At 46.3% G+C, this 11,437-nt stretch carries 12 protein-coding genes; 8 read left to right on the top strand and 4 right to left on the bottom strand.

The genetic code is table 11. The features are described from left to right. The first annotated feature begins 13 nt into the window (after nucleotides 1–13). The 4 genes from rarD (at nucleotide 14) to KNQ11_RS00710 (ending at nucleotide 4,398) form a co-directional block, all read left to right on the top strand. A complete protein-coding gene (gene rarD / locus KNQ11_RS00695; RefSeq protein ID WP_214768976.1) occupies nucleotides 14–898 on the top strand; it encodes an EamA family transporter RarD in 885 nt (294 codons plus the stop codon). 76 nt (nucleotides 899–974) lie between these two features. Continuing rightward, the gene (gene deoC, locus KNQ11_RS00700) at nucleotides 975–1,640 is read left to right on the top strand and encodes a deoxyribose-phosphate aldolase (RefSeq protein ID WP_214768979.1); all 666 of its coding nucleotides are present in this window, start codon (nucleotides 975–977) and stop codon (nucleotides 1,638–1,640) included. Between the two features lie 137 nt (nucleotides 1,641–1,777). Beyond that, nucleotides 1,778–2,752, top strand: coding sequence for a BMP family lipoprotein (locus tag KNQ11_RS00705; RefSeq protein ID WP_058704806.1), 975 nt, complete (start codon nucleotides 1,778–1,780; stop codon nucleotides 2,750–2,752). Further along, on the top strand, nucleotides 2,749–4,398 hold the full coding sequence (locus KNQ11_RS00710) for a methyl-accepting chemotaxis protein (RefSeq protein WP_214768981.1): 1,650 nt from the start codon (nucleotides 2,749–2,751) through the stop codon (nucleotides 4,396–4,398). Before KNQ11_RS00705 ends, KNQ11_RS00710 begins: the two co-directional genes overlap by 4 nt. A gap of 64 nt (nucleotides 4,399–4,462) precedes the next feature. On the opposite strand, the gene KNQ11_RS00715 is transcribed toward KNQ11_RS00710, so the two are convergent. Together KNQ11_RS00715 and KNQ11_RS00720 are read right to left on the bottom strand one after the other, a co-directional pair. Continuing rightward, nucleotides 4,463–5,671, bottom strand: coding sequence for a murein hydrolase activator EnvC family protein (locus KNQ11_RS00715; RefSeq protein ID WP_251133592.1), 1,209 nt, complete (start codon nucleotides 5,669–5,671; stop codon nucleotides 4,463–4,465). A 385-nt stretch (nucleotides 5,672–6,056) separates the two neighbouring features. Beyond that, nucleotides 6,057–6,806 (bottom strand): SDR family NAD(P)-dependent oxidoreductase, encoded by a 750-nt coding sequence (locus tag KNQ11_RS00720; protein WP_214768987.1) that lies wholly within the window; start codon nucleotides 6,804–6,806, stop codon nucleotides 6,057–6,059. Nucleotides 6,807–6,941: 135 nt separating this feature from the next. Here KNQ11_RS00720 and KNQ11_RS00725 point away from each other — a divergent pair, with 135 nt between their 5' ends. From KNQ11_RS00725 to KNQ11_RS00735, 3 genes are all read left to right on the top strand, one after another. Further along, nucleotides 6,942–7,376 carry a YkvA family protein gene (locus KNQ11_RS00725; RefSeq protein ID WP_029341012.1) on the top strand — a complete coding sequence of 145 codons (435 nt, stop codon included), beginning with the start codon at nucleotides 6,942–6,944 and terminating at the stop codon, nucleotides 7,374–7,376. A 136-nt stretch (nucleotides 7,377–7,512) separates the two neighbouring features. After that, a complete protein-coding gene (locus tag KNQ11_RS00730; RefSeq protein WP_035398399.1) occupies nucleotides 7,513–8,076 on the top strand; it encodes a DedA family protein in 564 nt (187 codons plus the stop codon). Between the two features lie 13 nt (nucleotides 8,077–8,089). Then, on the top strand, nucleotides 8,090–8,719 hold the full coding sequence (locus KNQ11_RS00735) for an HAD family hydrolase (protein WP_214768990.1): 630 nt from the start codon (nucleotides 8,090–8,092) through the stop codon (nucleotides 8,717–8,719). An 86-nt stretch (nucleotides 8,720–8,805) separates the two neighbouring features. On the opposite strand, the gene KNQ11_RS00740 is transcribed toward KNQ11_RS00735, so the two are convergent. After that, nucleotides 8,806–9,864 carry a PTS sugar transporter subunit IIC gene (locus tag KNQ11_RS00740; RefSeq protein WP_050678355.1) on the bottom strand — a complete coding sequence of 353 codons (1,059 nt, stop codon included), beginning with the start codon at nucleotides 9,862–9,864 and terminating at the stop codon, nucleotides 8,806–8,808. Between the two features lie 188 nt (nucleotides 9,865–10,052). Here KNQ11_RS00740 and KNQ11_RS00745 point away from each other — a divergent pair, with 188 nt between their 5' ends. Then, complete coding sequence (locus tag KNQ11_RS00745) at nucleotides 10,053–11,048, top strand: NADP-dependent oxidoreductase (protein WP_050678356.1); 996 nt, start codon at nucleotides 10,053–10,055, stop codon at nucleotides 11,046–11,048. A 58-nt stretch (nucleotides 11,049–11,106) separates the two neighbouring features. Here KNQ11_RS00745 and KNQ11_RS00750 read toward each other — a convergent pair whose 3' ends face one another. Next, nucleotides 11,107–11,271, bottom strand: a complete 165-nt coding sequence (locus KNQ11_RS00750) for a hypothetical protein (protein WP_167507528.1) — start codon at nucleotides 11,269–11,271, stop codon at nucleotides 11,107–11,109. Nucleotides 11,272–11,437 lie beyond the last annotated feature (166 nt).

Consider the following 11,437-nt stretch of genomic DNA (forward strand, 5'->3'; position numbering starts at 1 on the left):
AAGAGGGGATTACGTGAATCTACTAGGATTCTTTGCGACACTTGTCGCGTATATCATTTGGGGACTCTTACCGCTCTACTGGAAGATGCTCGCCAATGTACCGAGTGAAGAGATACTGGCACACCGGATCATCTGGTCATTCTTATTTCTGCTCATCTTATTATCATTTCAAAAAGCGCTTGGGAAGTGGAAGACGGCGCTGCGCGATCCGTTCACGCGCCGACTCTTTTTCTTAAACGGACTGATCATCAGTCTGAACTGGTTCATCTATATCTGGGCCGTCAATCATCAATTTATTGTCGAGGCATCGCTTGGCTATTATATCAACCCGCTCGTCAGCATCGTCTTCGGTGTCGTATTCTTTCGTGAAAAGCTCTCACGGATCGAGTGGGTATCGATTGTCCTTGCGACAATCGGTGTATTGATTTTGACGATTGGCTACGGCGAGTTTCCATGGATTTCGATCGCACTTGCCTTAAGCTTCGGCTTTTACGGCGTCGTCAAAAAGCGGCGACCGCTCGAATCAACGGTTAGTCTGACGCTTGAGACGATGGCGCCGCTTCCGCTTGCTTTGATTTTCCTCGGCTATTGGCAAGTACAAGGGACGTCTTCGATGACCGAATCTGTCGGTACGACGACCGGACTCATCTTGACCGGGATTGTCACCGCTGTTCCACTTTTGTTATTCGGATTCGGGGCACAACGGATTCCATTCACGTGGGTCGGATTCCTCCAATTCGTCGCACCGACCTTGTCGCTTGGACTCGGTGTATTGCTTTATCACGAACCATTTACTAAAACACATATGGTGGCGTTTACATGTATTTGGACAGCAGCAATCGTCTTTACGCTCAATGGTGTCTGGATTCGGAAAAAACAGCTCCGAAAAGTCGCGTAAAAAGATAGAAGTCTGACCTCTTGCGTGATAGAATAAAAACAGAGTCTAAGGGATACCCTTAAGGAGGACAACAAACATGAATTTAGCAGGAATGATCGACCATACGGCACTGAAGCCAGAAACATCACGTGCTCAGATCGAAACACTCTGTAAAGAAGCATTAGAATACAAATTCGCAAGCGTCTGTGTTAACCCAACATACGTCGCGTTAGCAGCAGAACTCTTAAAATCAGATGACAACGTCAAAGTATGTACAGTCATCGGCTTCCCACTTGGAGCAAACACGCCAGAAGTGAAAGCATTTGAAACAAAAGATGCGATCCAAAACGGTGCAACAGAAATCGATATGGTTCTCAACATCGGCGCATTAAAAGATGGTGATCTTGAGTTAGTTGAACGTGACATTCGTGCGGTTGTCGAAGCGGCAAACGGTACACTCGTTAAAGTCATTTTCGAAAACTGCCTTCTTACAAAAGAAGAAATCAAAACAGCTGCTGAACTTTCAGTTAAAGCAGGTGCTAACTTCGTGAAGACATCGACTGGTTTCTCAACTGGTGGTGCTACAGTTGAAGACATCCGTCTCATGCGTGAGACAGTTGGTCCTGACATCGGTGTTAAAGCATCTGGTGGTGTTCGCGACTTCGAAGGTGCAAAAGCAATGATCGATGCAGGTGCATCGCGAATTGGTGCATCAGCAGGAATTGCAATCGTTACAGGCGGTACGTCTGATAGCGACTACTAAGAATATCTGACATGTCCCTCTTTTTAAGAGGGGCATGTTTTTTTGTTATGAAAGCATTCTGATTTTAAATTTTGTATTAAGAAGTCAGACATCGCTTCCGATAATCAGATGTAGAATGTTGGAAGGGTGTGGAATAGATGAAACGATGGAGTGGAATCATCCTGGCATCGACACTTAGCCTCGCAGGGTGCGGTAGTGTCATCGATGATCCAGAACGGGCAGTCAAGGAAAGAAAGGAAATGGCAGTCGTCTTGTCTGATGTGGGTCTTGGCGATCAGTCGTTCAGCGATGCGGCAATGAGTGGTATGGCGTTGTTACGCGAGAAGGAAGGCTGGTCGATCGATTACCGAGAATTGAATGAAACGAAGACTTATAAAGCAGCATTCGAAGCGTTAGCGAAAAAGAAGCCGACCGTTATCGTCGGACTCGGCTTTATGGGACAGACGGATCTTGAAACGGTTGCTAAAAAATATCCGAAACAACAATTCGCCTTGATTGATGCTGTTTCGACGTTACCGAACGTGCTCTCGGTTACATTCAAGGAAGATGAGGGTAGTTACTTAGCCGGTGCTGCGGCAGGGATCCAAACGAAGACGAATACGATTGGTTTCGTCGGTGGGATGAAGTCACCTCTGATCGAAAAATTCGAAAAAGGATACATAGCTGGCGCAAAAGCCGTCAATCCAAAAACAAAAGTACTCGTCGAATATGCCGAAGACTTTGCAGCGCCCGAAAAGGGACGGACGCTCGCAAACGAAATGATGCAGAAAAAGGCAGACGTATTATACGCAGCTGCTGGATTGACGGGAAGTGGTGTCCTTGAGGCAGCACAAACGAAGGGGAAAAAAGCCATCGGTGTCGATAGCGATCAGACCGCGATTGCACCTGACGCCGTCATGACGTCAATGCTAAAACAAGTTGATCTTGCGATTACGAAAATCGGACAAGATGTAGCTGCGAAAGGTCTACAGTCCGGACAAGTCGTCCTTGGCGTCAAAGAAGGAGCGATCCAGTTGGCTCCAATCCGAAACACGAACTTTACGGACGGAGAACGAAAAAAATTAGAGCAGCTGCAGCAAGATGTGCTCGAAGGTAAGGTGACGATCCAATGACGTTACGGAAACGATTTTTACTCTCAACGTTAGTGACGATTTTGAGTGTCGTCATCTTGATGGGATGGACTTTGTTCCAGCTCCGTCAAATTCAGTCCTACAACGAAGATTATGGGAAACAGCTCGTTGAGATCTCAGAACTTGAAACGAAGCTCTTATACGAACAAGCAGCCTGGAACCGACTGGCAAGCCAACCGTCTGAGAGTCAGGCGGAGCAAGTACAGGCACTTAGTAAAAAGAACGAACAAGCATTAAACGAATTACAGAAGACGTATTTGATTCCTGCATTTCAAGAAGAGTTGAACCGGGCGGATATGAAGTATAAGACGCTTGCAACGAAGCGGACAGAACTGACGGACGCGATGAATCCGATTGAAATTCGCTCGCACGCTGCACAGATTGAGGGTGTCCTCAGTGATCTCTACACGTTACATACGAAAAATGGAGAGTTTTATGATGTCTTACAACGTGAAGCAAAAGACGAGACATTAAATCTGACGCGGACTGTCTTGATCGCGACATTCATTCTCCTGATTGGTCTTGCGTTATACAACTGGTACTTCGCACGTAGCATCACGCGACCGATCAGCCGTGTCGTCCGGACGGCAGAACAGATTTCGGACGGAGACTTATCGCAGGAATTAGTCGTATCCGGTCGAAAAGATGAGATTGGTCGACTCGAGACAGCGGTTGCGCAGATGCAAGGAACATTGCATGAGGTCATCGGAACGATTAGTCGTTCGTCGAACACGATTCGTCAGATGAGTACGGAAGCGACGACAGAGAACGCGAACATCGTTGAAGTATCGGGAAACATGACCCATGCGATCAATGAGATGGCAAGTGGGACACAAACAGTGTCGGACGATATCCAGACGACAGTCAGTACGATGTCCGATATGCAACTGCTCTTTGAAGAGAGTGAACAACGTGCACAAACGGCTTATGCAGAAGGACAGGCGGCCGATCACGTGATGGTTCAAAGTAGTTCCGTCATGGAACAGCAAGCACGGTCACTTCGCGCGTCAACAGAACAAAATCGCGAACTCGGTCAGAAACTGGAAGGTTTCTTAGAACAGACGCAACAAATTGAACAGATGGCACAACTTGTCGCGGGAGTCTCCGCGCAGACGAACTTATTGTCACTCAATGCGGCAATCGAGGCGGCACGGGCTGGAGAAGCTGGTCGAGGATTTGCCGTCGTGGCAAGTGAAGTTAAAAAGTTAGCAGATGAGACACACGAAGCGACGCGCTCGATCTTCTCGCTTGTCCGTTCGATTCGTCAGGACGGTGCTGTTTTACAAGAAGCACTCGTGCAAGCGGAGCGGGAGCAGACGAATCAGGTCGAGAACTTTACGCATGTTCAACAAGCTTTCGGTGAAACACGTCAAAAGGTAGCGAGTGTGACGGAAACCCTCGATTACGTGACGAAACAACTCGTTCATTCGAAGCAACAAGCCCGCCATGTCGTTGGTCAAGTCAGTACAGTCAGTGGTGTCATGGAAGAACTTGCAGCTGGAAATGAAGAGATCGCTGCTTCGATGCGTGATCAACAGGCCTCGTTTGAACAGATTCATCAATTGATGCAAGAACTCGAGTCGACGACGACGTCGCTTGACAGTCAGACACATCAATTCAAAATTTAATGAACACAGCAAAAAGTGCACTCCTTCTCGGGAAGAGAAGAAGTGCACTTTTTCTTGAATCGACTTAGAAGAAGCTTTCTGGGTCGAGCTCATTCGTCCGTCCATTCGCATCATATTGGTACCCACCATCGTGGATTTCAAAATGCAAGTGTGGACCAGTTGAGTTACCGCTGCTTCCGAGAACACCGATTTGCTGTCCTTGTTTGACTTGTTGTCCCTGTTTAACGTTCAAGGCATTCATATGGGCATAAACGGTCGTATACGTTTTCCCGTCGATATTATGAGAGATATAGACGTGGTTGCCGTAAGGACCACCTGAACTTGCTAAGATGACTGTCCCGCTTGCAGATGCAACGATTGGCGAGTTGAGTGGACCAGCGAAGTCGGTTCCATTGTGGTACGCATAACCATTGCTTCCGCTTGCTGCACCCATTCCTTGCGAAACAGAGCCTTGAGCAGGTTTGATGAATTTACCTTTTGCTTTTGAGATGACTTTCGTGCTGGCCTTGCTAACAGATGCTGGTGCTGCCGATTGTTTCGCAGCTTTTGCGGCAGCTGCCTTTGCTGCTCGTGCTGCTGCTTTTTCAGCTGCTTCCTGTGCCTTCAGTTGGGCCGATGCCTCTTTCAGGCTTAGGATATTGGATTCAATTTTTTTCTTTTGCGACGTCAGACGCTTCAAAAGTGCTGTGCGCTTTTGTTTTTCTTGTTTCAGTTCACGTTGTTTCTTTTTTAAAACATTACGATCTTCAATCAAGTCTTGGCGTGTCTGCTTTAGTTCTTCTTTCGCAGCTGCCAGTTCTTTTTTGTTTGATTCGTAATCTTTTAACAAAGAAGCATCGCTTTCCGCGATTGTATTGAAGGCATTGAAGCGGCTAATCATATCACCGACATCTTTTGCGCCGAATACGGCCTCAAGCAGCGGAGCGTTATCGGCTTTCGACTGACGGACCGCCAGACGATCACCGAGCATTTTTTCTTGTTTCTTGATTTTCTTTTGTAGCTTCTCGATTTTATCTTCTAATCGAGCAATCTGTTTCGTGTTCTCGTCGATTTTCTTTTGATTCTCGACGACTTGTAATGTCAGCCCATTAATCTGTTGATCCAGTGCGTAGACTTGTTGTTGTGCTTTAGATAACTGGTTATTCTTTTGAGACAACGCCTCACGTTGCTTCGATTGTTGTTGCTGGTTTTGTTGTTGCTTTTCTTTATATGAACTTGCCGCGTCGACGGGAGTTGTCGTCATGAGCGGACTTGCGAGTAGAGTGAGTGTCATGAGCGATAGCCCAATTGACTTTCCGAAAGGTCGTTTCATAAACTAAGCGTCATTCCTTTCCCTTGTATGAAGTGTTACCTTTCCCACTCTAACAAGAAAATCGGAAAATCAACTTTACAATTCTTTTAAAAAAATGCAAGAGAAGCTAGCGAAAAGTATGAAGAATTTATGAAAATAATGATTGATTAAGATTCGGATAAGGGCAAATCGTTGATATGAAGGGGAAGTTTATCGTGTAATCAATTGATTTCCGAATGATGTCAGAAGATATATTTTTGTAACATCATATCAAGAGAAGGTTTAAGAAGAATTGAGAAAGGTATAAGTATAGTTTTTGTAAAATGAAAATAATAATAGAGTGCCTAAATCAGGCACTCTTCATGAATCATTCTTCGTAAATCATTTTTCGTGTCATCCCGCCGTCTAGGACCAGTGTTTCTCCCGTCAAGAAGTCGTTATCTGGATGCGTTAGATAAAGAGCAGCACGTGCGACATCACTTGGTTTTCCGACGCGACCGGCTGGATGCTGACTGTGGTCTTCGGGTGATAATTCTTGGTAGTCACCGGTTTCGATCCAACCCGGAGCAATCGCGTTGACGAGAATTCCGTCTTCTCCGAGTGAGACAGCAAGTGCATGGGTCAGGGCAAAAATGCCACCTTTCGTCGACGCATAAGATTCTGTATGCGGTTCCGACATGAAGGCGCGGGTCGAAGCGAGGTTGACGATCCGACCACCACTTTTACTTTGTTTCAAATAGGGTGTAGCGGCCTTAGTCGTTAGAAAGATGCTACGCAGGTTCGTATGATGAACCCGATCCCATTCCTCAAGCGACAATTCGAGTAAGGGTTTTCGGATCATGATACCGGCGTTGTTGATGACGATGTCGATGCGACCCGTATGTTCAATCGCTTTTTCGATCAACAGTTGAACGTCTTTTTCATGTTGGATATCGAGGTGATAGAAGTAAGACGTTCCACCATCTTCTTCAATTTGTTGAACTAGTTCGTCTCCTGTCATCTGATCGATGTCAGCAAGAACGACATTTGCGCCATGCGTAGCGTAGGTGCGGGCGAGTTCGGCACCAATTCCATTCGCCGCTCCCGTAATGATGACGGTTTGATTAACATGATTCATAAAAATCATCCTTTCTGTAACGCTTCTCTCCCTTTTTTACCGTTCCATCATATCCTGAAACCTGACAGGATTATCATACGTAGGAACAGGGAAATAGAAAAGCGTTGAAGTTACTTTAGAATGGGGGAAACAGGAATGAAATTCTCAAATCAACAATTAGAAAAACAACAAAATCAATATGCCGAAGATGCAAAAGATTATATCGATCGCCCGAAAAAGACGAACTCGCTGTTACAACGAGCAACTGCTAAAGTGAACGGGAACTCTCGTTTGTCCGTCGTCTTCTCGCCGTTGACGTTGTTCGTCGATATGATTCGCGCGTACCAGTCAGGTGAATATCGCAACATTCGTCGTACGACGATTTTAAAAGTAATCGGAGCGTTGATTTACCTCGTGTCACCGATTGATCTCGTACCTGATTTCGTACTCGGATTTGGTTTCGCAGACGATATCGCCGTCATCCTTTTCGTCACGAAAACAGTCTTTGAAGAGTTGACACGTTTCAGTGACTGGCAAGATGAACAACAAAAGCGTCGTACGCAACCAGTACAAAGTGAGGATGCGTATTAATCAAATAGATGATAATGATCCGAGCGACTTCACTATGAGAAGTCGCTCTTCTTTGTCTACGGAGAGCCGTTTCCTGTACGCCTTCTTGAAAGTTCGATACACTAGAAATAGTTGGTAAAGAGAGAGGGGGGCGAAGATGGGACACCATTGGATGGAATCATACGGTTATATCGGGATCATGATGACGCTCATGTTTCCATTCATACCGAGCGAAGTACCGCTCGCGTATGCCGGATATCTCGTGCATACCGCACAGGCGAATCTTTTATTCATGTTGTTCCTCGCTGTAGTGAGCTTCGTCATTAGTCAGAACCTCTTCTTTACGATTGGTCAGTTCGGGAGTGAACGGTTATTGAATCGTTTATTCAAATGGTTTCGGATTTCGGAAACAAAAATGCTTCAGTTTCAGACACAAATGGAGACAAAGGGACGCTATATCCTTCTTCTGTCTCCGATGTGGCGCATCGGATTTGCGATTGGTGCCGGTCTGACTGGTGTTTCACGCTGGACGTTTACCGTCGTGACGACGATTTCCTTTTTCCTTTGGTCGGCGATTTTCATTTGGGGCGGGAAAGCCGTCGGACATGAATGGCGAAAATTGCACCACCTCAATCATCCAATAGTTTGGATTGGTTTAGGCGTGTTGATTACGGTTGGCTACTTGATTCAAAAAAAGAGAAAAGCAAAAAAAGAGATCTAAAAGGAGTGGGAACATGGCAATTATCTTATTCGATATTGACGGTACATTGATTGATTCAACGGAACAGATGACAGAAGCAATCCATCGAGCGATGGAGGACATGCCGCATCTTCCAAAACCTTCTCAATCGAGTGTACAAGCGAGCTATGGTTTGGCGGGAAGTGCCTTTTGGCGTAAGGCGATTCCGGAAGCCTCAGAAGAGGATATTCGGTTGATTCGTAAAAAAAGACATGGTCATCTAGAAGCGACGATGGCAGAACAGAACGTCTTGTTCGACGGAATTCGATCTTTATTAGAAGCGCTAGTTTCCGCTGGACATACCATTTCAACAGCGAGTAATTGTGGCAACCACTATCTAAACCTTGTGCTGGATAGCCAGAGAATTCGTTCATTCTTTACGAGTCCGAAATGCTTAGAATCCGTCAACGGGAAAGAAAAAGCGGATATCTTACGAGCGCACCGTGAGGAGTTTGGGGAAGCAACATACTGGATGATTGGGGATCGGTCTTCCGATGTCGAAGCGGCCCGTAAGGAAAACATGCCGGTCGTCTTATGCCAGTACGGTTTTGGTACACAATCCGAGTGGGATTCGGCGGACCATGTCATCGAGACACCGCTTGACTTACTGACAGTGATCAAATAAATGCATCAAAAAGCCAAGTTCGATCCGTCGATTTTTTAGACGGTCGGCTTGGCTTTTTTTGTGATGAAAGAACGCTAACGATGAACTTACTCAAAATCCAGTCGGTATGGCTCTGCACTCATCCATGGACGGAATCTCCGGAAGAGCAGATGGAACAACAGACAAAGAATGACGGGCAAGACGATGAATAATCCGAGAACGAATGTCATGTTGAACAATGTCCAGCCCCCTGACATCAGATGTAACGCATTGATCGGACCGATTAGACCAGACATCCCGAAGCCGGCACTAAACGGCGTACCTTGGACGCCGAGCATTCCTGCTAGTGCGCCAAGGATAGCAGCACTACACATGACAGGTAGGATCATCAATGGATTACGTATGAAGTTCGCCATCTGGATTTTAGGAGAACCAAGAAAATGAGCAATCGACGTTCCGCGTGAATTCGCTTGCCACCCGGCAATCGCAAGACCGAATCCAGCGGCACAGACGCCTAGATTCGCAGCTCCGGCGGCAACACCGGATAAACTGATGGCTGTCGCAATGCCGACCGTTGAAAGCGGAGAAACGATAAGTACGGAAAAAGTAATCGCAATTAGAATACCCATCAAGACAGGTTGAAGTGCCGTAAAGTCTGAAATGACATGTCCGATCGCTGTCGTGATCCGTGTCACGAACGGGTACGTTAACACACCGATCCCACCGGCACCGACAATCAAAATCGTTGGCATGACAAGTACCGTATACGTCTTGAAACGCTCACCGATCAATAAGACGATTGCTGTCGCAACAGCTGCCGTCAGACCAGCATTGATGACGTCGCCCGTGCCGACGAAAACGAAGGTCGCATCTGCACGAGTTGCAACGCCTGATCCAACGACCGTCGCAAGACCAATCGACGTGGTCGCAATCGGAGTCACTTTAAATTGCATGGCTACGGCAACACCAATCACCATCGGCAAAAGACGCATCGCGAGTGTGGTGGCATCTAAAACATGCTGGGCTCCGGATACGTATGGCAATAATGCCTTAGCGAGTTCCCCGAGTAGTGCTCCTGGAATAAGGGCAACGAGAATTCCGATACTGAGTCCGTTTAAAACATGAACGGCGAATTGACGCGGCTGACGCAAAATAGATGAATCCATACAAGTCCTCTCCTTATGTAACGCTTTTATGCATAACAGTATAAAAGTTATGAATTGTGTTTTATCTTACGGCAAGAACATAAGGACGTCAAGAAAAAGTTAGAAAATTCCAAACGAGCAAAGGATTCGTCTTTCAGAAACGGAATTGTTACAGTGAAGAAGTACATTGAATGAGGAGGTCATGAATCATGTCAGAACAACGTATCGTATTAGCAGCACGACCAAACGGAAAACCAACAGGGGAAACATTCCGCTATGAATCATTCGAGTTAGCAGAGCTGAAGGAAGGACAAGTCGCACTGGAGTCACTCTATATCTCGGTCGATCCATATATGCGGGGGCGTATGAACGATGCGCGTTCTTATTCGCAACCATTTGAGATTGATGAACCGATTCACGGAGGTGTCGTAGCACGTGTCATCGAGTCTAAAAGTGAAGGGCTCAAGTCAGGTGATGTCGTTGTTGGGATGCTCGATTGGGCAACAAAAGCAGTCGTCGATGCAAAAACCGTTCGTAAAATCGATGAGCAGATCGCACCTATTTCAACAGCACTCGGTGTTCTCGGAATGACAGGGATGACAGCGTATTTCGGATTGCTTGATATCGGGAATCCACAACCAGGGGAAACGGTCGTCGTATCGGCAGCAGCAGGGGCTGTTGGATCGATCGTTGGTCAAATCGCTAAAATCAAAGGCGCACGTGTCGTCGGAATCGCAGGAAGTGACGAAAAGCTACAACACTTAAAAGCAGATCTTGGTTTTGATGAAGTCATCAACTATAAAACGGAAGACATCCGAGAGGCATTGGACCGGACATGTCCAGACGGGATCGATGTCTATTTTGAAAACGTCGGCGGAGAGATTGGTGATGCAGTCCTTGATCGACTCAATCCATTCGCGCGGGTACCAGTCTGCGGTGCCATTTCTGGATATAACGCACAACAGGACATTGGTCCACGTGTTCAATCGAAATTAATCATCGCGCGCGCGCGCATGCAAGGTTTCTTAGTGGGCGACTATGGAAAACGTTTTAAAGAGGCAGCTGAGCAACTTGGTCAATGGGTTAGTGAAGGGAAGTTGCAATACGAAGAGACGATCTTTGAAGGATTCGATCGTGTACCAGATGCGTTCCTTGGCTTGTTCGATGGTTCGAACACAGGGAAACTACTAGTAAAAGTTAAGTGAACATGCCAAAAGAGGTTGCGGAATCATTTCCGCAACCTCTTTTTCTATGGCGTGAGATTCACGAATTTTTTCGATCGCGCTCGAGCTCTTCTGGATCAGGATCCGGATGCTGTGTTTCCGCAGGCTTGATTCCGGGATCTGATGTCTCAGCTGGATCAGGATCCGGGTGAAGACCAACGTCTGCCTTTTCATCTGGTAAATCATGATTTTTTTCGTTTAACATGTCCAGTCATCTCCTTTTATCAGTACGTAGTAATGTTTCCCCGTTTTTTAAATCCAAAACAATGAGAGTGCATAGGATTCGTTTTTGAAAACATGTGAATGACTTCCACGGACAAGAAAGCGAAACTGGTCGATTTCCTAGGAAATACAGGTTGACTGAACTGGAA

Origin of the sequence: Exiguobacterium sp. s39 (assembly GCF_018618925.1) — a bacterium.
Taxonomy (GTDB): Bacteria; Bacillota; Bacilli; order Exiguobacteriales; family Exiguobacteriaceae; genus Exiguobacterium_A; species Exiguobacterium_A abrahamii.